This is a genomic window from Dactylosporangium sp. NPDC049140 (genome assembly GCF_040648435.1).
In genome coordinates this window covers 420,397-441,790 of the sequence record NZ_JBEZDS010000001.1, presented here as the reverse complement: position 1 = coordinate 441,790, position 21,394 = coordinate 420,397, and the positions used below count along the sequence as shown (strand labels likewise).

Genomic DNA, 21,394 nt, shown 5'->3' with positions numbered 1-21,394 from the left:
TTTCCGTTATTTCTGGTTGGCCGGGCGGAGGCAGAGGACCTGGTCCTTGTCGCCCTTGTGCTGGAGCACGATGTACGGCTGGCTGGCGTCGGAGCAGCTCTCCGGCTTGTCGACCTTCGACACGATCTTGAACGCGTCCTTGTTGCCGCAGTCGACGCCGGTCGCCGAGTCGCCGTCCTGCTTGACGCACGAGTTGACCGCGAAGCTGGTACCGCCGGCGTTGCTGATCTTCACCACGATGGCCGTGCCGGCGACCGCGAGCAGGAACACCGCGCCCACGATGAGCAGGCCGATGAGCAGGCCGCGGCGGCTCTTGACCGGCGGCTCCGGGGTCGGGAGCGGGGCGCCGTCGATGGGCGGGGCGTCGGGCGGGTTCTCGCCGGGCATGGTGACCAGGTCGCCGAACCGGGGGGCGCCGGACGTCGGGAACTGGCCGGTCGCGGGCGGGGCCGACGTCTGGTACGTGCCGGCGCCGCTCACCGGGCCCGCGCCCATCGGCTGGCTCGGGAACGGCGGGGCGGAGGTGGGGCCGACCTGGGCTCTCGCGCCGTACGTGCGCGGGCCCGCCTCCTGCGGGATCTGGCCCAGGTTGACCGGGGCGGGGACCTCGGGGGCGGGGACCCTGGCGGATCCGGCCGCGCCGGCGCCTGATGCCCCTGATGCCGGGGCCCACGGGTTCGGGTCGGCGGCGGGTTCGGGCTGGTCCGAGGCGGCTGGGGTGAATCCCGGGAAGCTGCCGGCGGGGGCTGGGGCTGGGCTCTGGCCGTACGTCGTGGGCTGGCCGTACGTGGTCGGGACGCTCGCCGAGCCGTACGTGGTGCCGGATCCCGAGGTGGGGCCGGCGGCCGAGCCGTAGGTGGCCGCTCCCGAGGTCGGGATGCTGGCCGAGCCGCTTGCACCGGGGAAGCTGGCGGAACCGCTCGCGCCGGGGACGCTTGCCGAGCCACTCGCGCCCGGGACGCTCGCGGAACCACTCGCGCCGGGGACGCTTGCCGAGCCGCTGGCGGGCGGGACGCTCGCGGAGCCGCTGGCGGGCGGGACGCTTGCCGAGCCGCTCGCGCCGGGGACCCGCGCCGAGCCCGAGGCGCTCGGGGTGTCGGCTGAGCCGATGGCGCCGGGGACGCCGGTCGGGTTCGGGATGTTCGGGAGGGCCTGGGCCGGCATCGGGAACTGAGGGGCCGGCGATGCGGGCACCGGCGGGGGTACCGCGGCGGCCTGCGGATACGGCGGGGCGGAGGTCACCGGCGGCGGGAAGGGCGGTGCGGACGTCACGGGCGGCGCGAAGGGCGGCACGGACGCGGGGGGCGGCACGGGCGGGGCTGATGTGGCGGCCGGCGGGTATGGCGGGGCCGGCTGGTATGGCGGGGCGGATGACGGAGACGGCGGGTAGGGCGGGGCGGATGCGGGCTGCACCGCGGCGGCGCCGGCGGCCGGTGGGTACTGGGGCGCCGGGGGGTATGCCGGCGGTGGCGTGGGGCCCGAAGGCGGGAACGGGCCGGGGCGGGCGGCGGGGTCCGCGTCGGCGGGGTTCGGGCCGGGCTGGTTCGGGGCGGGCGACGACGGGACGGGGACCGACGCCTTCGCGCGCACGGCCGGGGGGCGGCCAGGCGGGGGCGTGCTGGCCGCAGCCTCGTCCGGCTGCTCGGACGGGTGCTGCTGGTCGGACGTCATGCATGCCTCCTGTTGGTCAGACCCCGACCGTAGTCGACCGGAGTGTGACATCCCAGTGCCGGTACCGAGGTTCGTCGGTTCGGATGCTCAGCAAACCAGGACCGGACAACAGATGCACAACCGCCCCGGTCCGAGGAGGTTCGGACCGGGGCGGTGCGGGCGGCGGCGCAAAGACTTGGCCGGCTTAATTGCGATTGATCATGGCGTAGAGCTCATCGCGCAGGGCGCTGGACGGGTTCTTGGCGATGGCGCGCTCGATGGCGTCCATGCGACGCGCGGCGTTGCGACGGGCCTTGATCCGCTCGAACAGGGTGCTCATTGTGGCTCCTCAGGGGGGTGTGTAAGGGATGTCCTTGCCTCTCATCCATTACACTCCCGATCGGTGATCCAGAGCCAGCGAATACAAGGTGACGCCGCCCACCCGCCGTTGATTCGTAGGCTCCTGTCCAGCGCAAACGCCCAGTTCGTCGGCCATGTGACACTGGGAGCGCTCCCCGGGGCAGTCCACTGCGCGCGGATTGGCCTGCGGCCCGGGTCGTGGAACCGTTCCGCAGAATGCCCACGAAGTGTCCGAAACAGATTTAAGCCCCGTCAGGCGAAAAATACGATAAGTCGTGGCGCGGAGCGCCCGACTTATCGCCGAGCGCACCCGGACGTGCCCGTGGCCCCGCGCGGGTGCGCGAGGCCACGGGGTACAGAACAAGCAGTCGGTCAGCTCCAGGCGAGCAGCGAGCCCTCCGGGTCCTCCAGGAACGCTCCCACGTCGCGGAGGAACTTGGAGCCCAGCTCGCCGTCGATGATGCGGTGGTCGAACGACAGGCCCAGGGTCGTCACCTGGCGGATCTTGATTTTGCCCTTGTGGACCCACGGCTGCTCGCGTACCGCGCCGAAGACCAGGATCGCCGACTCGCCCGGGGGCAGGATCGGGGTGCCCGAGTCGATGCCGAAGACGCCTACGCTCGTGATCGTGAAGGTGCCGCCCGCCATGTCGGACGGCGGGGTCTTGCCCTCCCGCGCGGTGCCGACCAGGGCGGTCATCGCCTCGGCGAGTTCGCGGGTCGTCAGGTCCTGGGCGTCCTTGATGTTCGGCACGATCAGGCCGCGCTGGGTGGCGGCCGCGATGCCCAGGTTGACGTAGTGCTTGACCACGATCTCGTCGCCAGCCCAGGTGGAGTTGACCATCGGGTACCGGCGCAGCGCCAGCAGGCACGCCTTCGCCACGATGAGCAGGGGCGAGACCCGCGCGTCCCGCCAGTCGCGGTGGGCCTTGAGCCGCTCCAGGGCCTTCATCGACCGGGTCACGTCGACCGTCAGGAACTCGGTCACGTGCGGGGCCGTGAACGCGCTGGCCACCATGTTCTCGGCGGTCAGCTTGCGCACGCCCTTGACCGGGATGCGCTCCTCGCGCTCGCCCGGGGCCCGGGTCGGCGCGGCCGCAGCGGCGGCGGGCTGGGCGCCGGCCTGGGCGCCGAGCACGTCGTCGCGGGTGATCGAGCCCGACGGGCCCGTGCCCGCGATCGTGGCCAGGTCCACGCCGAGGTCCCGGGCCAGCTTGCGCACCGGGGGCTTGGCGAGCACGGCGCCGTTGCGGGCCGGCGGGTACGCGAGGGCCGCCGCAACCGCGGCCGTCGGGGCCGCGGCGGGGACTGCGGGCGCGGGGGCCGGGGCGGGTGGTGTGGGCTCAGCTGGTACCGCCGCGGGTTTTTCTGGAGAACCCACGCGGGGCCGGCGCTTGGCCGCTGTCGTTCTCGGGCCGTAGCCCACCAGCACCGCGGTGCGGCCGCCCGGCGCGGGGCCGCCGATCAGGCCGGGCTCGACCGGGGCGTCGCCGGCCACCTCGACGGCGGCGAGCGACGCGGCCGAGGGGGCGGGCAGGTCGCCCGCGCCCGGGTCGGTGTCGATCGCGATGATCGGCCGGCCGACCTCGACCATGGTGCCCTCGGCGTGGAAGATCCGGGTGACCTTGCCGGCCCACTTCGCCGGGATCTCGACCGCGGCCTTGGCCGTCTCGACCTCGACGATCGGCTGGTTGAGGGTGATCGTGTCGCCCTCGGCCACCAGCCACTTGAGGATCTCGCCCTCGGTGAGACCCTCGCCCAGGTCGGGCAGGTTGAACTCTTTGACCCTGGTCATCTGCGCGTGGCCCCCTAGAACCCGAACGAGCGGTCGACGGCGTCGAGCACCCGGTCGAGGTCCGGAAGGTACTCCTCCTCCAGGCGCGCGGCCGGGTACGGGGTGTCGAACCCGGTGACGCGCAGGACCGGGGCCTCGAGGGAGTAGAAGCACTCCTCGGTGATCCGGGCCGCGATCTCCGAGCCGAGGCCCAGGTTGCCCGGCGCCTCGTGGACGACGACCGCGCGGCCGGTGCGGCGCACGGAGGCGTACACCGGCGCCATGTCCAGGGGCGAGAGCGTCCGCAGGTCGATGACCTCGATGGAGCGCCCGTCCTCGGCCACGGCGGTGGCCGCGTCCAGGGCGGTGCGGACCATCGGGCCGTAGGCGATCACGGTGACGTCGGTGCCGGCCCGGGCGATGCGCGAGGTGTGCAGCGGCAGCGTGGCCGCGTCGACGTTGACCTCGCCCTTCTCCCAGTACCGGCGCTTGGGCTCCATGAAGACGATCGGGTCGTCGGACTCGATCGACTGCTGGATCATCCAGTACGCGTCGTCGGGGTTCGAGGGCGAGACGACCTTGAGGCCGGCGGTGTGCGCGAAGTACGCCTCCGGGGACTCCGAGTGGTGCTCGACCGCGCCGATGCCGCCGCCGAACGGGATGCGGATGACGATCGGCAGGCTGAGCTTGCCGCCGGAGCGGTAGTGCATCTTGGCGACCTGGGAGACGATCTGGTCGTACGCCGGGTAGACGAACCCGTCGAACTGGATCTCGCAGACCGGGCGGTACCCGCGGATCGCGAGGCCCACCGCGGTGCCGATGATGCCCGACTCGGCCAGCGGCGTGTCGATGACCCGCTCGTCGCCGAAGTCCTTCTGCAGCCCGTCGGTGATGCGGAAGACGCCGCCGAGCTTGCCGACGTCCTCGCCCATGATCAGCACCTTGTCGTCGCGCTCCATGGCGCGGCGCAGGCCGGTGTTGAGCGCCTTGCCGATCGTGAGGTTCTCCGCGGCGGCCATCAGTGCCCACTCCCCTCGAAGGACGCGAGGTACTTGGCGAACTGTTCCTTCTGCTGCGCGAGCTCGGGGGAGCCGTGCGGGTACACGTGATCGAACAGCGTCATCGGGTCGGGATCCGGCATCGAGAGCACGCGTTCCCGCAGGTTGACGGCGGCCACGCGGGCCTCCTCGTCGATGGCGTCGAAGTAGTCGTCCTTCGCCATGCCCTGCTTGGTCAGGAACGCCCGGAGCCGCTTGATGGGGTCCTTCGCCTGCCAGGCCTCGACCTCGCTCGCGATGCGGTAGCGGGTCGGGTCGTCGGAGGTCGTGTGCGCACCCATGCGGTACGTGTACGCCTCGATCAGGGACGGGCCCTGGCCGTGCCGCGCGTCGTCCAGCGCCTTGCGGGTGACCGCGTAGCAGGCGAGCACGTCGTTGCCGTCCACCCGGAGGCCGGGGAAGCCGAAACCGCTGGCCCGGTGGTACAGCGGGACGCGGGTCTGGCGCTCGAGCGGCTCCGAGATGGCGTACTGGTTGTTCTGGCAGAAGAACACCAGCGGCGCGTTGAAGACCGACGCCCAGATGAAGGCCTCGTTCACGTCGCCCTGGCTGGTGGCGCCGTCGCCGAAGTACGCGATGACCGCCTCGCCGTCGTCCGAGCCGACCTTGCCGTCCTTGGTGATGCCCATGGCGTAGCCGGTCGCGTGCAGCGTCTGCGCGCCGATGACGATCGTGTACATGTTGAACTTGCACTCGTTCGGGTCCCAGGCGCCCTGGTCGACCCCCCGGAACAGGCTCAACGGCATGATCGGGTCGATGCCGCGGGTGTACAGCACGCCGTGCTCGCGGTACGTGGGGAACGCCATGTCCTGCGCGCGCAGGGCCCGGCCGGAGCCGACCTGGGCCGCCTCCTGGCCCAGCAGGCTCGCCCAGATGCCCAGCTCGCCCTGGCGCTGCAAGGCGGTGGCCTCGGCGTCGAGCTTCCGGACCACGACGAGGTCGTGGTACAGCGCGCGGTACTCGTCGTCGGTGAAGTCGACCGCGTAGTCGGGGTGTTCGACTCGGTCGCCCTCGGGGGTGAGCAGCTGCACGAACGCGGGTTCCGGCGCGGCCCGTGTCCCTGACGCCCGGGCCTTGACTTCGCCCTTCGCCATCCGTATCTCCCTGTCGTCTTTCGCGTCGGCAGCGGGGGTTGCCCTGCCGCGCGGCGGGGGTGTCTGCCACGCGGCGACCCGGTGGGGTCGGCACGTCGCATGTGGACACGACTCGCATCGTGCCCACAGGGACCGGCCCCGGGCTCTGCCTCGCAGGGTATGCGGAGGCTACGGCCCCGTTGCCGGTGTGTGTCCAGCATCGCAGAAGGCGTGTCGGTCGACACCATGGAGTCGTGCCCCACCGGCGGGCTAATCCCGAAAAATCCCCCCAGGCCGGGCAGATCTTCTCCGCGTTACGTCGCGTTAGTCCGAATGACCCCGCTAGGTTGGGAGTTCCGTTGTCTTCGGACGTGCGCAACCATCGGCTGTTCCCGCCCAACCGGCGGCCGCTGCTGATCTCCGCGCTGCTGGTCCTACTCACCTCGGTCCCGACCATGATCGTCGTGGCGGCCGGGAGCGCGACGCTGGAGAGTGCCCCGCCGACCCGCGCGCCCGTCGTCGCCGGCCCGCAGCCAGGGCCGGTCGTGGTCGGTTCGGGCCCGACGTCCGGCCTGCACGCTTCGGGGCCGGCGGGCCGCCACTCGCTCGGCGCGACGCCAAGGTCCACACAGGATTCCGGAGGATCGGTAGGTGGCATCGGTACCCCGGGCAGAACGCCCCGACCGGGGGAGCCACCGATTCAGGACCGGGCCTGGCCCGGGTGGGACGACAAGATCAAAGAATCGGGTATCCACCAGGGTCGGTCGATCGGACATTTCCGGTCGGCCGATCCGGCGTTCGGGGGTCTACCGTCCGGCTCGCGTGTTCGAGTTGCGCGTCACGACCGCCCATGCGGTGACGAAGGGTTTGCAGGGCCACTGCGCGCACCCCGCCGTGCAGCCCGTGGTGGCCCGGCCGGTGACGGGCTGATGCTGCTCCACACGGCGCCGGGCGTCCGTGACCGCGTGGTCGTAGATGACCGCCACTGACACTTCTCAGACACCCTGGGCCGCGGGCGCGGTCCACAGCAGGCGCGCGTTGTAGAGCTGCTGGGCCGTGGCCAGCGCGGCCTCGGCCGAGCGGAACACCGCGACCTCCGTCTGGCCGTTGCCGAGACGCCAGGTGAGCACCGCCTGATCGGGCAGTTCGTGTCCCCAGGCCACGACTTCGGGGTGGTCGTCGTCGAGTGGATCAGCGACAATGCCGAAGAGCCGGGGTGCCCCTTCGAGCAGGAGCGTGTCATCCTCGAACACCTCTGATCTCCCTCCGGCCGAGGTGCGATCTCACGCCACCAGAATGCACGTGCAGGTTTCGCGCGGCAATACGCAGTTGCGAACTTGAGTAGAGCAAGGCAACCGCTTGCTCAAACCGCGCTTGCGCCGCACACCGGTAACGGACACACTCGTCCTGAGTAATGGAGGTGAGCGGTGTCCAGCGCCCACAGCCCCACGTTCCCCCGTTTCCAGTTGGGCAAGCAGCTTCGCGAGTTGCGCGAGAAGGCCCGGCTCACCACGGAGGACGTCGGCCTGCAGCTGGACTGCTCACCCAGCACCATCAGCCGGATGGAAGGCGGCAAGGTCGGAATCCGGCGCAGCACGCTGGAGCGGCTGCTGCAGATCTACGAAGTCACTGATCAAGGACAGATCGACACATTGGTCGTGCTCGCGCGGCAGGGCAAGACCCGGGGCTGGTTCGCCCGCTACGGAGATCTGCCCGCGAGCTACTCCCGCTACATCGGGCTGGAGTCCAGCGCGATCGAGATGCGCGACTACGAGGCGCTCGTGGTGCCTGGGATGCTCCAGACAGAGGAGTACACCCGCGCCCTGCTCGCCGCCTCGACCACCGAGTCCGAGGATGCCGTCGAGGCGCACGTCAAGGCGCGCCGCGAGCGGCAGAGCCTGCTCAGCCGCGCGGACCAGCCACTGCAGCTCATCACGGTCCTCGATGAGAGCGTCATCCGGCGCAGCATCGGGGGGCCGGACGTCATGCGGTCGCAGCTCAAGCACCTGGCCGACATGGGCCGGGCGAGAAACGTGACGGTCCAGGTCCTGCCGTTCTCCGGAGGGGCATATGCCGGCATGGCCGGATCGTTCGCGATTCTCAAGTTCCAAGATGCACCAAGCGTCGTGTACGCCGAGGCCATGACCGGCGACATCTACCCGGCCGCCGATGATGTGCAGCGGTATGCCGACGTGTTCGAGAATCTGCGAGCTGCCGCGCTCAGCCCGTTGGAGTCGATCAAAATGATCGAGGATTCTGCGAACTGAGTCCGGCCCAAACCAAAGGAGTGCGCAGATGGCTGCGCTGAACGAGCAGTGGCACAAGGCCACGCGAAGCGGTAACAACGGACAGTGCGTAGAAGCGCGGTTCGTCGACGGCGTCGTCGAGGTCCGCAACTCCAACTCCCCCGACGCGGGCCTGGTGCGATTCACCCGCGCGGAATGGGACACCTTCATCGCCGCGGTCGACGTGGACGGCGAATTCCGCCTTCCGTAACGTGATCTCCCGCCCTTCTGTCGGGGCGGTGTGAACGGCTCAGTGAACAGCGAAGGGACGACCCCCGACCGGGTCGTCCCTTCGTCGTAGCTGCGAGCCGTTTCCGATGTTATCCCGCATTTACGGGCCGGGCCTACTTCAAGGTCTTGAGTAGCGCGATGCCGCGAAAAGTAGCGAATCGGGCCGGGTAGCAATCCTGCGATGTGGGTGTCGCGATCGGGCTGAGCGGAGTAACTATGAGTTATGAGCACTCAGGTGTCGCCGGCTACGCAGGTGTCCGCGCTCACGGTTCGGTCGTATCGTCCGACCGATCATCGCGAGTGCCGTCAGTTGTGGGCCGAGATGACCGCGGCCGACGCGGGGCTCTACGGAGCGGTGTCGGATGACGACTCGGGGGCGGCCTTCGAGGAGTACCTCACCCGGCTGGACCTGTCCGGGATGTGGGTGGCCGCCGACGTGGGCGGCGGGGTGGCCGGCATGGTCGGGCTGCTGCTCGACGGCCGGGGTGGGGAGGTCGAGCCGCTGGTCGTCGCCTCCTCCCGGCGGGGTGAGGGCATCGGCCGGACGCTGCTGTCGCACGTCGCCGACCAGGCGCGGCGGCGGGGGCTCGGGGAGCTGAGCATCTCGCCCTCGGCTCGGAACCTCGACGCGATCCGGTGCCTGCATGCGGCCGGTTATGACGCGTTGGCTCGGGTGACGCTGGCGATCGATCTGCAGCCGGCTCGGTCTTCCGGGTTTCGGGATGGGATCGATCTTCATGATCTGCGGTTTCGGTACTGAGGGATTTTTGCGATAAGTCGGGCGCTCCGCGCCACGACTTATCGGATATTTCGTATTATTGCGGTGCGTGATGATTTTGCGTCGTGCGGTAACGGCACGTCGCGGTGCCGCGCAAGACCCTGTGGACGGCGACGGGCGCGTTGTCCACAGGCGGGAACTCGGGCTTCCGACGGCGCTCCGGCCGGAGAAGGCTCGTCCGCATGGCTTCCCGACTGCGACTGCGCGGACCCGCCGAGCTTCTCTCGGCCATGCCCTACCTCATGGGGTTCCACCCCGTCGACAGCCTTGTCGCGCTCGGCCTGCGCGGCTCCGGGCTGCACCTCCAGCTGCGCGGCGACCTGCCCGACGACCATGACGCCGCCGCGGTGCTGGCCGAGCACTACGGCCGCCTGTTCCGGCGCAACGCGATCGACGGGGCGCTCCTGATCGGGTACGGGCCACCCGAGCGGGCCGAGCCCTTCCTGCGCACGGTGAGCGCGGCGATGAACACCCGGGGCATCGCGGTGCTGGACATGCTGCGCACGTACGAGGGGCGGTTCTGGTCACTGCTGTGCGAGGTGCCCGGCTGCTGCCCGCCGGAGGGCCGCACGTTCGACCCGGCGACGTCGATCGCGGCCGCCGAGGCCACGCTGGCCGGGCTGGTCGCGCTGCCGGACCGGGCCGCCGTCGCCGCCGAGTTCGCGGGCCCGGTGGGGCCGGCGCTCGAGGCGATGGAAGAGGCCGGGAACCGGGCCCACCTGCGCGTGCTGCGCCTCGTCGCGGACCGCGACCGGGCCGGCGTCCGGACGGCGGTCGTGGCCGCGGGCCGGGTCGCCCTGGATGCGGCCCTCGAGTGCTATGCGACCGGGCGCCGCCTGACCGACGACGAGGTCGCCTGGCTGCAGGTCCTGCTCCTCGTCGTCGACTTCCGCGACCGCGCGTGGGAGCGCCTGGACCGCGACGTGCGCCGCACCGACGGGCGGGGCGAGGCGCACCAGCGGCTGTGGACCGACCTGGTGCGCCGCTGCGAGCCGTCGGCGTGCGCTCCGGCGGCGACGCTGCTGGCGTACCTGTCCTGGCGCACCGGCAACGGCCTGCACGCCTCGCTGGCGCTGGATCGGGCGCTGGACGCCGATCCGGGGTACTCGGCGGCGGGGCTGATGGCGGAGATCCTCGGGCGCGGGCTGTCGCCGCGGCAGGTGCCGCCCATCGTGCGGCTCCGGCGCCGGCGGGTCACGCGGCGGGTCGGTGCCCGGGCGCTGACGTTCTCGCAGCACACTCCGGCTCCGGACGGGTCGGGGCCGCGGTCTCGGCTGTGCTCGGGGCTCGGCGTCGCCGGGGAGGCCGGCCACGACGGCGGGAGGCCGGCGCGGTGAGCGGTGTCATCGGCTCGGTAGGGGCGGCAGGCCCTGGACGCGTTGGGGGGAGGCGTAGACGTTGAACGTGGATCCGCGCAGGAAGCCGACGAGCGTCAGGCCGGCTTCGGTCGCCAGGTCGACGGCGAGGGTGCTCGGCGCGGACACCGCGGCGAGCAGGGGGATGCCGGCCATCCAGGCCTTCTGGCACAGCTCGAAGCTGGCCCGGCCGCTGACCATGAGCACGTGGCCTTCGAGCGGGAGGCGCTCCTGGCGCACGGCCCAGCCGACGACCTTGTCGACCGCGTTGTGCCGGCCCACGTCCTCGCGGAGGCAGACGAGCTCGCCGCCGGGGGTGAACAGGCCCGCCGCGTGCAGGCCGCCCGTCGTGTCGAACGCGCGCTGGCGGCGGCGGAGGGCGTCGGGGAGGCCGGCCAGGACCTCGGGCGCGACGGTGAGGGGGTCGCGGCTGACGTCGAAGGCCGACCTTGTCCGGACCGCGTCGATGCTCGCCTTGCCGCAGATCCCGCATGAGGAGGTGGTGTAGAAGTTGCGGGCGGCCTGCTGAGTGACCGGCGCGGGGATGTCGGCGCTCAGGCGGATGTCCACGACGTTGTACGAGTTCGGCTCCTCGTCGCCCGCGCACAGTTTGGCCGTGACCACGTCGGCGGCCTGGCGGATCACGCCCTCGGTCAGCAGGAAGCCGATGGCCAGGTCGAGGTCGTCGCCGGGGGTGCGCATGGTGACGGCCAGTGCGGCGCCGCCGACACGGATCTCGAGTGGTTCCTCGGCGGCGAGTGTGTCCGGGCCGATTCGCGCTTCGACCCGGGTCTGGGGCGCGCTGAGGGCTTCTGTGCGTCTGGCTTGGGGCGTGCTGAGGGCTTCCGCGCGCCCAGTTCCGTCGGCCGTGGGGGGCCCGCCGGTCGTGGTGGTTCCGCCCGTCGTGGTGGTTCCGGCGGCCGTGGCGCTCCCGGCGGCCGTGGCGGTCCCGGTCGTCGTGGTGGTTCCGGCGGCCGTGGCGCTCCCGGCGGCCGTGGCGGTCCCGGTCGTCGTGGTGGTTCCGGCGGCCGTGGCGGTCCCGGTCGTGGTGGTGGTTCCGGCCGTCGTGATGGTCCGAACTGGCGTGGCGGTCCCGAGTGCCGTGGCGATCCCCGGGTCGGAGGTTTCCGGTGCGCCGGCGGTTTCGCGTTGGACGGTGGCGATGATGGTCGGTGCTGTGGCGGATGCCGGCGGTCCCATCGTGGCGGCCGGCGCGGCGATTTTGGTCGGCGGCGTGGCGGGTGTCGGCGCTGCGGCCTTGGTGGGTGCTGTGGTCGGCGGTTCAGTCGGCGGGGGCGGCGTCGGCGGGGCTGGGGATGACACGTGGACGCGGACTATGGTGCGGCGTTGCGTGACGCGGCCCATGCGCGGCCCTTCTGGTGGTGGCGTCGTTCAGCATTACGGGCGTTCCCGTCCGACGGTAAGTTCTCGTTGTGCTTGACGGCCACCTGAGGAGCGAGCTCGCCGCGGTCATTCTCGCCGGGGGGCGGGGTTCGCGGCTCGACGGGCGGGACAAGCCCATGGTTGCCGTCGGGGGAGTCTCCATGCTCGCCCGGGTGGTCCGGGCCGTCCTGGAAGCCGGGGCCGGGCCCGTTGTCGTGGTCGGGCCGCCCCGGGAAGGGTTGCCCGCCGGTGTCCGGGTCGTGCGCGAAGAGCCCGCCGGCGGAGGGCCCGTCGCCGCCGCGGCGGCCGGAGTGGCGGACGTCGGGGAAAACGCCGCCTACATCGGGATATTTGCGGCGGATATGCCCTATTTGTCGGACGTGGCGATCCGCGTGCTCCTCGACCACCTCCACGAGCACGACGGGGCTCTCTTTGTGGACGAAGGCGGGCGGCGGCAGCTGCTGTGCGGGGTTTGGCGGGCCAGCTCGCTACGGCAGGCGATCGCACGGTTCGGGGAGACGCGGGGTGGGTCGCTCCGGCGGCTCGTCGAGGGGCTCAGCATCGGCGAGGTGCGGTGGGACGGGGAGCGGGCGCCGTACTTTGACTGCGATACCGAGGAAGATCTCCGGAGGGTGGAGCTGTGAGCGAGGACGTGCTCGGGCAGTGGCTGGAGACGGCCGCCGCGGCGGTTGGGGTGGATGCGCCCGATGACGCCGTGCGGAAGGCGGTGCTCGATCTCGCTCGGGACGTGGCGCACAACGTGGCTCGGCCCGGGGCGCCGCTCACCGCGTTCCTGCTGGGGCTGGCGGTCGGGCGCGGGGCGGATGCGCAGGCCACGAGCGCTGAGTTGAGCCGCCTGGCCACCCGCGCCGAGTGAGCGATCGACTCTGGATAGGGTGAGGGCGCGGGGAAAGGGAGGCGATCATGGCTGGTGAGCCTGGCGACAGCGGCGCGGCGTTCGAGAGTGCGTTGTTCGACGACGAAGACCCGGTGGGCGGCAACCTCAAGGAGAAGGTGGCCGAGGCCTGGCGGGACTTTGCGCGGCAGCTCGTGGACGCGCTGCGCGATCTCGCGCCCGGGACCACGCTCGACCTGACGCTCGATCCTACGGCCTCCGGGACCGGGGACGCGGTGTACTCGATCCAGGTCACCGGCGAGGAGGAAGACCAGCTCGCGGCCACGGCGGTGAGCAATGCCGACCTGCCCGTCGCGTACCGGCTCGACCGTACCGTCATCGCGGAGATCGTGGCGCTCGGCTGGGCGCCGCCCGGGGTCGTGGCCGGCTCGGGCGAGTCGTTCGGACTGCGGGTCGGCAAGAGCGAGGCGCCGCGGCTGAGCCGGCTGATCACGCGCACCCTGCGGGACATCTACGGCACCCCGCACCCGGCCTTCCTGACGTATCTGGCGCACGACGCCGAGGGGCTCATCGCTCCGGTGCCGGCGCTCGGCGTGGCGCGTTCGCTCTCGTCACTTGTGGACGGCATCGGCGACGTGGTCCGGGCGGGCTCGGGCACCCTCGCCGACCTGGCCGAGCAGACCGAGGACCTGCCGCTGTACGACAAGGTGACCACTGTCGTCGCGAAGCTCATGAAGACCACGCCCGAGGAGCTGCCGATCGACCCCGACGGGGACATCGGCATCCGGTCCGGCTCGGCGATGGTGTTCGTGCGGGTGCGCGACAACCCGCCGCTGGTCGACGTGTTCTCGCCGATCCTCACCGAGATCGAGCCGACCGAGCGGCTGTACGTCAAGCTGTCCGAGCTCACCAACCGGATGCCGATCGGCCGGCTGTACTGCACCAACGACACCGTCTGGGCCAGCGTCCCGGTGTTCGGCCGCGACTTCCAGGCCACTCACCTCATGCTCGCCGTGCAGGTGATGACCGGGCTCGCGGACGAGCTCGACGACCGCCTGCACGGCGAGTTCGGCGGCAAGCGCTTCTTCGGCGAGGGCGACAAGCCGAAGCCCGCGATCGCCGGCGAGAGCGAGCGAACGGGCATGTACCTCTAGACGATCGGCACCCAGGCCTGCTGGGCGAGCGTCGTGAGGTCGTTCGCCTGCAGGCCCTGGTCCGACAGGGTCCACAGCGTCCCGCCGATCACCAGCGAGCGCTGCATCGCCGAGTACCGCACGGGGTGCTGGATGGTCCCGGCCTTGGTGATCTGGTCGCCGTGCACCGAGAGCACCAGGGCGCTGGGCTGCTCGCCCCAGACCGGCACGACCAGGGCACCCGTCGTGGGCCAGAACAGGAACGCGTGCGGGTCGAACTCGGCGGCCGAGCCGGACCCGGGCAGCTGGAACTGGGCCAGTCGCGCCGGCTGGGTCAGGTCGTGCACGTCGAACAGCGACACCTGCAGCCCCTGCGGGCGGCCCTGCCGGCTCGCCTCCTGCCCGATGCCGATGAGGCGCCCGTCGCCGGCCGGGTGCAGGTAGGCGGAGTACCCCGTGATCTTGAGCTCGCCGAGGGTGCGGGGCGCCGCCGGGTTGCTCAGGTCCAGCGTGTACAGCGGATCCGTCTGTTTGAACGTGACCACGTAACCGGTGGTGCCGATGAACCGCACCGAGTAGATCTTCTCGCCCTTGCCCAGGCCGCCGACCTGGCCCGCGACGGCGAGCGTGCCGGCGCTCTGTTCGAGCACGTAGACGGTCGAGGCGTCGTTCGCGGTCGTAGCCACCCGCAGGCGGCCGTCCCACTCCGACATGGAGTACTGGTTGAGCAGCCATCCGGGCACCTCGCCGGCCGCCACGTACTTCGGCCGGCCGGGCCCGGCGATGGAGAACTTGAACAGCTGCGTCTTCGGGTCCGGCGCCGGGCCGCCCCGCTTGACCATCGGCCCCACGACCCGCCAGCGCTGGTCGTTGGCGACGTAGAGGCTCGGGCCGTTGGCGTAGACGATCCCGCCGTCCGCCGCGACCGAGACGGGCTCGCCGGAGCCGAGGCCGGCCGCGCCGAGGTCGAAGGTGGCCACGGTGAGCAGCGACGTTCCCGAATAGGTCGCCGGCAGCTGTACCGCACCGCAGCCGACATGCCCATCGGTCCGCTTGCCCGCGGCGTCCACCGAGCTCCACCGCGGCAGCCAGTCCTCCACGGGCGCGGCGGCGACGGCGGCGCGGTTGGCGGCCAGCCGGGCCTCCTCGTCCATGGACTGCTCGTACTGCGGGAACGCCATCCGCGGCGCCGAGCGGATCACGACCCGCGCGACGTTGCCGACCTGGCGGGCGTCGACGAGGGCGCCGTCGATGCGGTACGTGCTCAGGACCTTGGGCGCGCCGGCCAGGTCGACCAGCGTGAGCAGCGGCCCGCCGTCGCGCGGGTTGGAGTAGTCGAAGCCGAGCACCAGCGCGCGGTCGCCGGCGAGCAGGAGCTGGTCGGCGCCGACGGCCATCTTGCCGCCGTTGCTCGCCCCGTCCATCGCCAGCGTGCCGGTGACCTTCCGGGAGGCGGCGTCGACCACGACCAGGCGGCCGCGGGCGAGGGTGACGATGCGCTTGCCGTCGGTCTTGACCACGTCGGGCTCGTCGACGCCGGCCTCGTGGTTGTTGGTGCCCGAGAACGCCTGGTCGTCCGCGCCCTTGGCGGCCGCGGTGTCCTGGGCCGCCTCCGGGACCGCCCCGTTGAGCATGGTCCGCATGCCGCCGGGCAGGTTGTTGAAACCCCAGGGCCCGACGGCCTCCGCGGTGGCGGCGCGCAGGCCCTTCAACAGCTCCGCGCAGTCGTCGTAGGCGACGAGGCGCAGCGGCGGGGCCGGGGCACCGCTGGCCGCTATGTCTGACAAGTCCGATTTAGCGGTACACCCGGAAAGAACCAGGCAGATGGCGCTCAGCGTGACGGCGGCGCGTTTCATGGCTCTAGGACGGTGGCGGGCCCCCGGCGGTTCCCGGCATCTCCGCGATTCGCGGCGCGAGCGTCTCCACCAGCCGCGACAGCACGATCATGCTGCGGGTCGAGGTCACGAACGGCTCGGCGCGCAGCCGCTCGAGGGCCTCCTCCAGCCCGGCCATGTCCATCGCCCGCAGGTGCACGAGCGCGTCGGCCTCGCCGGAGATGGTGTACGCCCCGACGACCGCCGGGTGTCGTTTGGCCGCCGCCTTCAGCTGCGCCGGCGACGTACGCCCGGTGCAGAAGAGCTCGACGAACGCCTCGGTGGTCCAGCCGACCGCGCCCGGGTCGATCAGGGCCGTATAGCCGCGGATCACTCCGCTGGATCGGAGCCGGTCGACGCGGCGCTTCACGGCCGGGGCCGACAGTGCCACCTTCTCGCCGATCTCTGCATACGATGAGCGGGCGTCCTCCTGCAGGAACGCAATGATTCGCTGATCAATCGGGTCGAGCCGCAACGAATCCCTCCTCGAAAGCAACTTTTCTCGCTGTTTTGTGAAACACAGGAAATCTACCGTTTGATCTCGTGACGCGGTCGTACCTCATGTCGCCACCCGAGCACTTCGTGGTGGAATATGCGATCAATCCCTGGATGGACACCACCGCCCCGGTGGACACCGAGCTGGCCGTGAAGCAGTGGGAGGGCCTGCGCGAGACGCTGGCCCGCCTCGGCCACGAGGTCCACGTGCTGACGCCGGAGATCGGCCTGCCGGACATGGTCTACGCGGCCAACGGCGCCTTCTCGGTCGACGGCGTCGTCTACGGCGCGAAGTTCAAGTACCCGCAGCGCACCGCCGAGGCGGCCGCGCACCGGCGGTTCTACGACACGCTCGGCTGGCGGTACGTGGCCGCGTCGGAGACCAACGAGGGCGAGGGCGACTTCGCCTACCTGCCCGCAGCCCTGGGCGGCCTGGTGCTGGCCGGGCACGGCTTCCGGACCGAGGTGAGTGCGCACGCGGAGGCGCAGGAGACGCTCGGCCGGCCGGTGGTCTCGCTGCGCCTGGTCGACCCGCGCTTCTACCACCTCGACGTGGCCCTGGCGCCGCTGGACGACGCGAACGTCGCGTACTACCCGGAGGCGTTCTCCGAGTCGTCGCGGCAGGTGCTCGCCCAGCTCTTCCCGGACGCGGTGCTCGCGACCGAGGAGGACGCGCTCGCGTTCGGCCTCAACCTCGTCTCCGACGGCCGCAACGTGGTGCTGAGCAGCGAGGCGACCGCGCTGGCGGCCCGGCTGCGCACGGCGGGCTACGTGCCGGTGCCGGTCGAGCTGACCGAGCTCAAGAAGGGCGGCGGCAGCGTGAAGTGCTGCGTCGCCGAGCTGCGCGCGTAGGCAAGGGAAAGAAGCGTAGGCAAAGGAAAGAAACGGAAAGGCCCGGCTTCCGCGGTACGGGGGCCGGGCCTCTCGGTCAGGACGAGCTTGGGGTCTCACCGTTCGACTGCATGACGATCCACTTCGCGGTCCATGCGGTCGTGGCCGGGGTCGCGTTCGCGGCCGCCGCCGTGCCCGCGATCGTCAGCTGCGTGCCGCTCTGCACGCCGTTGGGCTGCACGGTGTGCCGCTTGTCGTACACCTTCAGGTCCTTCGGCAACTGCCAGGTGCGTGTGAAGCCGTCCGACGACTGGACCGTCACCGTCGTCGTGGTCACCTTCGTTGCCTCGCCGTTCTGCAGGGCCACGCGGACCGGGCCGTTCTTCGTCTCCACGATCCCCTCGCCGTGCAGCACGCCCTTGAGCATGTCGCCGTGCGACTGCTGAGAGGGTGCGGACGGAGCGGAGGGTTCGGGCGTGGGCTGCGCGACCGCGACGGCGGGCGGCAGGGCGCCGACGAAGGTGAGGGCCACCGCGCTGCAGAGCAGGCCTATCCGCGAGCGTTTCATGGGGGTACCTCCTCGGGAGAGGGCAGGTTACCCGTCTACCTCGGATCCCGTCCCGCAAACCTGACGTAGGGGGTGCCCAGCGCGCGGAAGGCGTCGCCCGGGCGCTCGTGGCCGTCGGTGGAGTGCCCGAGCGCGTCGGCCGGGTCCTGGCACATGAGCACGTGCGAGGCCTGCGCGCCGAGCGCGGCCAGCGGCCAGAAGAGCAGGTGGACGAGCAGGCCCAGGATCTTGATGGCGATCACGTCGCTGACGTTGTGGCCGGTGTACTCGTGGCGGTACCAGCTGCGGACGAGCCGCCAGTAGGACTGCCGGTCGACCCGGTCGCCGTCACGGTCGGCGACGGGACCGTGCTCGTATCCGATCCCGCGCACGATCACGGCGATCGCCTTCAGGTTGAGCAGGCGGCGCACCGGCACCGACAGGACCGTGGCCACGCCGCCGATCCACCAGCCGGGCTGGTCCAGCCGGGTCAGCAGCAGGAACAGGACCACGTGCAGCGCCGCGAGCGGCACGCCGACCCAGCGCAGCGCGACGCCCTGGGTGAAGATCCCGACCGGGTCGCCGCCCACGCGGCGCAGTCGCTGCCAGAAGAGCACCTGGACGAGCAGAATCCCCAGCGCCGCACCCGCGCCGCCGAGCCCCAGGACCACCCACCAGGCATGCATAGACCGACATCATGACACGGTCGGCAACGGGAAGGTGACCGTGAACTTGGCCCCGCCCTCGGGCGCGTGCCCGGCCTCGATGTACGCCCCGAGCCGCCGCGCCAGCCGGGCCGCCAGGGCGAGGCCCAGGCCGCTGCCGACCTTGCGCACGCCCTGGTACCGCCGCGACAGCGCGCCCCGCTCGAACGCCACCGCCAGGTCCTCGTCGGTGAACCCCGGCCCGCCGTCGCGGACCTCGAGCCGGGCCGCGGCCGGGCCCGTGTGAAGAGCCAAAACCACAGGAGCCTGCGCCGGTACCACGCGCAGCGCGTTCTCCAGCAACCCGTCGATGATCTGCCGGATGCGCCCCGGGTCGGTCACCACCGGGACGGCGAACGGCGGCAGCTCCGTGCGCAGCACCAGCCCGGCCGCCGCGATCCGCCCGCCCCACGCCTCGGCGGCGGTGGCGAGCAGCTGCGTCAGGTCGACCTCCACCATCTCGATCGGCAGGTCCGCGGCCTCGAGGCGGGCCAGCACGAGCAGGTCGGCGATGAGCCGGTCGAGGCGCTCGGCCTCGTCGAGCACCGTCTGCCCGGCCCGCTGCGCACCCTCCGCACCGACGACTCCGTCGGCGAGCGCCTCGGCGTACCCCCGGATCGTCGTCAGCGGCGTGCGCAGCTCGTGCGAGACGGACAGCAGGAAGTCCCGCTCCCGCCCCTCGCTGGTGGCCAGGGCCGCGGTGAGCCCGTTCACCGCCTGCGCGAGCTCGGCGACCTCGGCCGGCCCGTCGGGGGAGAGCGTCACCGTGCGGTCCCCGGCACTGAGCCGCTTCGCCGCCGCGGCCACGTTGCGGATCGGCCGCGAGATGCGCCGGGCCAGCAGCGGCCCGGCGATGAGCCCGGCGGCGAGCCCGGCCAGCAGCGCGATCCAGAGCTGGCCGGCGAAGCGCGCGAGGGCCCCGCCCGGCGGCGCCTCGGCGAGCACCACCCCGTTGCCGTCCTTGCCGATCGCGCGCCCGGCCACGAGCCGGACCCGCCCGCCGACCTTGGCCAGCCGTACCTCGACGTTCTGGCCGGCCCCGATCGACTTGACCACCCCGGCGGGAAGTCCGTCGCGATCGGCCTTGCCGGCGCGGATGAGGTACACCTCGATGCCCTGATCCGCCAGACGCTTGGCGACGTTCTCCTCGTCGACCGGGTTGCGGGGCGTGTTGTTGAAGCGCGGGCGCATCAGCTCGGCGGTGAGCTTGGTGTCGTCCGCGAGCCGCTGGCGCGCGGCCTTGTTGGCCTGGGTCGCGGTGAGCGGGATGCCGACGGCCGCGGTGACGAGCACCGAGACCACCGCCACGACGCAGGTGACGAGCGCGGTACGGGCGGCCAGGCTCCTACGCATCGGCGGTGTACCCGACCCCGCGCACGGTCCGGATCACCGAGGCGGCCCCGCCGAGCTTGCCGCGCACCTGGGCCACGTGGACGTCGACCGTGCGGGTGCCGCTGTGCGCGGCGTACCCCCAGACCGACCCCAGCAGCTCCTCCCGCGTGAACACCCGTCCGGGCCGCCCCATGAGGTGCGCCAGCAGGGAGAACTCGGTGGACGTCAGGCTGACCGGCGTACCGTCGACGCGGCACTCCCGGCGCGCGGGGTCGATCGAGATCGGCCCGACCGTGCGCACCTGCTCGACGTCGGGCGGCCCCTGGGTGCGGCGCAGCACCGCCTTCACGCGCGACACGAGCTCGCGGGGGCTGAACGGCTTCGTGATGTAGTCGTCGCCGCCGAGCTCGAGCCCGAGAATACGATCGACCTCGTCGTCGCGCGCGGTCAGGAACAGCACCGGCGTCCAGTCGCCCGCTTCGCGCAGCCGCCGGCAGATCTCGGTGCCGTCGAGCCCCGGCAGCGCGATGTCGAGAACACAGGCGACGGGCCGGAGCTTGCGCGCGGCCGCGAGCCCGCCGGGCCCGTCGTGCTCGACGTGCACACCGAAGCCTTCGCGCGTGAGGTACATCCGCAGCAGGTCGGCGATCGGCTTCTCGTCCTCGACGACGACCACGAGGCCCTTGCCCTGATCCACCGTCCCATTCTGCGGGTTGGAGTGCTCGGAGCATGTACGGGAGATGTTTGGACGAGCCGCGTTGCCGGCGATCACACGTGCGGCACCACGATAAGTCGGGCGCTCCGCGCCGCGACTTATCGGATTTTTCGCCCGACGGGGCTTAAATCTGATTCCGGGGGAAATCGGATCGCGGACGCCCCTGAGGGGTGGCTGAGCTTGGGATGGCGTTCGCGGCCCGTGGTCGACGCGCTGGTGGTGGCGATCTGCGGCGTGACTCGGTTGACGGGCGCCGCGGTGTGGGGGCGATCGCAGGTGGATGACCTGGCCCCGGCGTCGGAAAAGCGGGTACGGCCTGGTTCGACCTCGGGCTCAGGCGAGGCGGAGTCCCGTGCGGGACTTCACCGGGGCGGTGGCGCGCACCTTGGCCGTCGCGGCTCGGGCCGGTTCGATCACGCCCCACGGGGTGCGGAAGGCCTGCTTCAGGGCCTCGTCCAGGCGCCCCATCTCGGCCTTGGAGTCGAGGCGGATCCAGAAGTTCTCGCGTACGCCGTCGATGGCGGTCACGCCCAGCTGGATGCCCGCTCGGTCCGGCTCCGGGGTCCAAGTTACGTCGGCGAGCTGCTGGAGGTCGGCGTTGAGGTGAAGGGCGACCCGGCGCAGCAGCGCGGTCTCGCTCGTCACCACCAGGCGGTTGCGCGTCAGCATCAGCACGTTGCGGCGGCCGCGGCTCGTGGTGCAGCGCGCTACCACGGCTACCACGTCGCGGTCTCCGGCGCAGCGGCGCAGCACCTGGACATGGCGGGCGACGGTGCCGCCCGGCAGCTTCGCCAGCGCCGTGGCCGGCAGGAATGTCCGTGAGAAGGTGTCCAGCGCTTCCATACCGTGCGCAACGACCCGCCTCGCGCACCGACACGCGTTTTGAGCGCCGATCTCGCGGCCCGGCCGTCCGGACACTCCCACGATGTCCGGATTGGTCGATTGCGGCCGCGAGACCGGC

The 21,394-nt window shown here is 71.7% G+C and carries 22 protein-coding genes; 8 read left to right on the top strand and 14 right to left on the bottom strand.

Annotation, left to right across the window (positions count from 1 at the left end; all coding sequences use genetic code 11):
• Positions 1 to 6: 6 nt before the first annotated feature.
• From AB0B76_RS01970 to AB0B76_RS01945, 6 genes are all read right to left on the bottom strand, one after another.
• Positions 7 to 1,272: a hypothetical protein gene (locus AB0B76_RS01970; protein ID WP_360367764.1), complete on the bottom strand. Its 1,266-nt coding sequence runs from the start codon at positions 1,270 to 1,272 to the stop codon at positions 7 to 9.
• Between the two features lie 583 nt (positions 1,273 to 1,855).
• Positions 1,856 to 1,990, bottom strand: coding sequence for a hypothetical protein (locus tag AB0B76_RS01965; protein WP_360367761.1), 135 nt, complete (start codon positions 1,988 to 1,990; stop codon positions 1,856 to 1,858).
• 392 nt (positions 1,991 to 2,382) lie between these two features.
• Positions 2,383 to 3,804 (bottom strand): dihydrolipoamide acetyltransferase family protein, encoded by a 1,422-nt coding sequence (locus AB0B76_RS01960; RefSeq protein ID WP_360367758.1) that lies wholly within the window; start codon positions 3,802 to 3,804, stop codon positions 2,383 to 2,385.
• Between the two features lie 14 nt (positions 3,805 to 3,818).
• The gene (locus AB0B76_RS01955; protein WP_360367755.1) at positions 3,819 to 4,802 is read right to left on the bottom strand and encodes an alpha-ketoacid dehydrogenase subunit beta; all 984 of its coding nucleotides are present in this window, start codon (positions 4,800 to 4,802) and stop codon (positions 3,819 to 3,821) included.
• The gene (pdhA, locus tag AB0B76_RS01950) at positions 4,802 to 5,935 is read right to left on the bottom strand and encodes a pyruvate dehydrogenase (acetyl-transferring) E1 component subunit alpha (protein ID WP_360367752.1); all 1,134 of its coding nucleotides are present in this window, start codon (positions 5,933 to 5,935) and stop codon (positions 4,802 to 4,804) included. The genes AB0B76_RS01955 and pdhA overlap by 1 nt, the downstream gene beginning before the upstream one ends.
• Positions 5,936 to 6,909: 974 nt before the next feature.
• The gene (locus tag AB0B76_RS01945) at positions 6,910 to 7,167 is read right to left on the bottom strand and encodes a hypothetical protein (protein ID WP_360367749.1); all 258 of its coding nucleotides are present in this window, start codon (positions 7,165 to 7,167) and stop codon (positions 6,910 to 6,912) included.
• Between the two features lie 174 nt (positions 7,168 to 7,341).
• On the opposite strand from AB0B76_RS01945, the gene AB0B76_RS01940 reads away from it, so the two are divergent.
• The 4 genes from AB0B76_RS01940 (at position 7,342) to AB0B76_RS01925 (ending at position 10,545) form a co-directional block, all read left to right on the top strand.
• Positions 7,342 to 8,181 (top strand): helix-turn-helix transcriptional regulator, encoded by an 840-nt coding sequence (locus AB0B76_RS01940; protein WP_360367746.1) that lies wholly within the window; start codon positions 7,342 to 7,344, stop codon positions 8,179 to 8,181.
• A 28-nt stretch (positions 8,182 to 8,209) separates the two neighbouring features.
• The gene (locus AB0B76_RS01935) at positions 8,210 to 8,410 is read left to right on the top strand and encodes a DUF397 domain-containing protein (protein ID WP_360367743.1); all 201 of its coding nucleotides are present in this window, start codon (positions 8,210 to 8,212) and stop codon (positions 8,408 to 8,410) included.
• Positions 8,411 to 8,683: 273 nt separating this feature from the next.
• Positions 8,684 to 9,190, top strand: a complete 507-nt coding sequence (locus AB0B76_RS01930) for a GNAT family N-acetyltransferase (RefSeq protein WP_360367740.1) — start codon at positions 8,684 to 8,686, stop codon at positions 9,188 to 9,190.
• A gap of 200 nt (positions 9,191 to 9,390) precedes the next feature.
• Positions 9,391 to 10,545 (top strand): DUF4192 domain-containing protein, encoded by a 1,155-nt coding sequence (locus AB0B76_RS01925; protein ID WP_360367737.1) that lies wholly within the window; start codon positions 9,391 to 9,393, stop codon positions 10,543 to 10,545.
• 6 nt (positions 10,546 to 10,551) lie between these two features.
• On the opposite strand, the gene fdhD is transcribed toward AB0B76_RS01925, so the two are convergent.
• The gene (gene fdhD / locus AB0B76_RS01920) at positions 10,552 to 11,337 is read right to left on the bottom strand and encodes a formate dehydrogenase accessory sulfurtransferase FdhD (RefSeq protein ID WP_360368697.1); all 786 of its coding nucleotides are present in this window, start codon (positions 11,335 to 11,337) and stop codon (positions 10,552 to 10,554) included.
• A gap of 659 nt (positions 11,338 to 11,996) precedes the next feature.
• Here fdhD and AB0B76_RS01915 point away from each other — a divergent pair.
• The 3 genes from AB0B76_RS01915 to AB0B76_RS01905 are packed head-to-tail and all read left to right on the top strand — an operon-like array spanning position 11,997 to position 13,956.
• Positions 11,997 to 12,590 (top strand): NTP transferase domain-containing protein, encoded by a 594-nt coding sequence (locus tag AB0B76_RS01915; protein ID WP_360367734.1) that lies wholly within the window; start codon positions 11,997 to 11,999, stop codon positions 12,588 to 12,590.
• Entirely contained in the window at positions 12,587 to 12,823 is a 237-nt protein-coding gene (locus AB0B76_RS01910) for a DUF6457 domain-containing protein (RefSeq protein ID WP_360367732.1), read from the top strand. Before AB0B76_RS01915 ends, AB0B76_RS01910 begins: the two co-directional genes overlap by 4 nt.
• A gap of 47 nt (positions 12,824 to 12,870) precedes the next feature.
• The gene (locus tag AB0B76_RS01905) at positions 12,871 to 13,956 is read left to right on the top strand and encodes a hypothetical protein (RefSeq protein ID WP_360367729.1); all 1,086 of its coding nucleotides are present in this window, start codon (positions 12,871 to 12,873) and stop codon (positions 13,954 to 13,956) included.
• Here AB0B76_RS01905 and AB0B76_RS01900 read toward each other — a convergent pair.
• Positions 13,953 to 15,722, bottom strand: coding sequence for a beta-propeller domain-containing protein (locus AB0B76_RS01900; RefSeq protein WP_360367726.1), 1,770 nt, complete (start codon positions 15,720 to 15,722; stop codon positions 13,953 to 13,955). The two genes, AB0B76_RS01905 and AB0B76_RS01900, sit on opposite strands and share 4 nt — an antisense overlap.
• A gap of 73 nt (positions 15,723 to 15,795) precedes the next feature.
• Positions 15,796 to 16,284, bottom strand: coding sequence for an Lrp/AsnC family transcriptional regulator (locus tag AB0B76_RS01895; protein WP_360367723.1), 489 nt, complete (start codon positions 16,282 to 16,284; stop codon positions 15,796 to 15,798).
• Positions 16,285 to 16,352: 68 nt separating this feature from the next.
• Here AB0B76_RS01895 and ddaH point away from each other — a divergent pair, with 68 nt between their 5' ends.
• Positions 16,353 to 17,156 carry a dimethylargininase gene (gene ddaH, locus AB0B76_RS01890; protein WP_360367720.1) on the top strand — a complete coding sequence of 268 codons (804 nt, stop codon included), beginning with the start codon at positions 16,353 to 16,355 and terminating at the stop codon, positions 17,154 to 17,156.
• A 76-nt stretch (positions 17,157 to 17,232) separates the two neighbouring features.
• Here the strand turns inward: ddaH and AB0B76_RS01885 are convergent, their stop codons facing one another.
• From AB0B76_RS01885 to AB0B76_RS01865, 5 genes are all read right to left on the bottom strand, one after another.
• Positions 17,233 to 17,703 carry a hypothetical protein gene (locus AB0B76_RS01885; RefSeq protein WP_360367717.1) on the bottom strand — a complete coding sequence of 157 codons (471 nt, stop codon included), beginning with the start codon at positions 17,701 to 17,703 and terminating at the stop codon, positions 17,233 to 17,235.
• Between the two features lie 35 nt (positions 17,704 to 17,738).
• Complete coding sequence (locus tag AB0B76_RS01880; protein ID WP_360367714.1) at positions 17,739 to 18,368, bottom strand: hypothetical protein; 630 nt, start codon at positions 18,366 to 18,368, stop codon at positions 17,739 to 17,741.
• Positions 18,369 to 18,377: 9 nt separating this feature from the next.
• Complete coding sequence (locus AB0B76_RS01875) at positions 18,378 to 19,739, bottom strand: histidine kinase dimerization/phospho-acceptor domain-containing protein (protein WP_360367711.1); 1,362 nt, start codon at positions 19,737 to 19,739, stop codon at positions 18,378 to 18,380.
• Positions 19,732 to 20,415 (bottom strand): response regulator transcription factor, encoded by a 684-nt coding sequence (locus AB0B76_RS01870; protein ID WP_360367708.1) that lies wholly within the window; start codon positions 20,413 to 20,415, stop codon positions 19,732 to 19,734. The genes AB0B76_RS01875 and AB0B76_RS01870 overlap by 8 nt, the downstream gene beginning before the upstream one ends.
• A 351-nt stretch (positions 20,416 to 20,766) precedes the next feature.
• A complete protein-coding gene (locus AB0B76_RS01865) occupies positions 20,767 to 21,276 on the bottom strand; it encodes a hypothetical protein (RefSeq protein ID WP_360367705.1) in 510 nt (169 codons plus the stop codon).
• Between the last annotated feature and the right edge of the window lie 118 nt (positions 21,277 to 21,394).

Excerpts from the sequence above, each read along its gene's own strand:
- AB0B76_RS01965 (WP_360367761.1), bottom strand. The coding sequence starts at position 1,990 with ATGAGCACCCTGTTCGAGCGGATCAAGGCCCGTCGCAACGCCGCGCGT.
- AB0B76_RS01960 (WP_360367758.1), bottom strand. The coding sequence starts at position 3,804 with ATGACCAGGGTCAAAGAGTTCAACCTGCCCGACCTGGGCGAGGGTCTC.
- AB0B76_RS01955 (WP_360367755.1), bottom strand. The coding sequence starts at position 4,802 with ATGGCCGCCGCGGAGAACCTCACGATCGGCAAGGCGCTCAACACCGGC.
- pdhA (WP_360367752.1), bottom strand. The coding sequence starts at position 5,935 with ATGGCGAAGGGCGAAGTCAAGGCCCGGGCGTCAGGGACACGGGCCGCG.
- AB0B76_RS01935 (WP_360367743.1), top strand. The coding sequence starts at position 8,210 with ATGGCTGCGCTGAACGAGCAGTGGCACAAGGCCACGCGAAGCGGTAAC.
- AB0B76_RS01925 (WP_360367737.1), top strand. The coding sequence starts at position 9,391 with ATGGCTTCCCGACTGCGACTGCGCGGACCCGCCGAGCTTCTCTCGGCC.
- AB0B76_RS01905 (WP_360367729.1), top strand. The coding sequence starts at position 12,871 with ATGGCTGGTGAGCCTGGCGACAGCGGCGCGGCGTTCGAGAGTGCGTTG.
- AB0B76_RS01885 (WP_360367717.1), bottom strand. The coding sequence starts at position 17,703 with ATGAAACGCTCGCGGATAGGCCTGCTCTGCAGCGCGGTGGCCCTCACC.
- AB0B76_RS01880 (WP_360367714.1), bottom strand. The coding sequence starts at position 18,368 with ATGCATGCCTGGTGGGTGGTCCTGGGGCTCGGCGGCGCGGGTGCGGCG.
- AB0B76_RS01875 (WP_360367711.1), bottom strand. The coding sequence starts at position 19,739 with ATGCGTAGGAGCCTGGCCGCCCGTACCGCGCTCGTCACCTGCGTCGTG.
- AB0B76_RS01865 (WP_360367705.1), bottom strand. The coding sequence starts at position 21,276 with ATGGAAGCGCTGGACACCTTCTCACGGACATTCCTGCCGGCCACGGCG.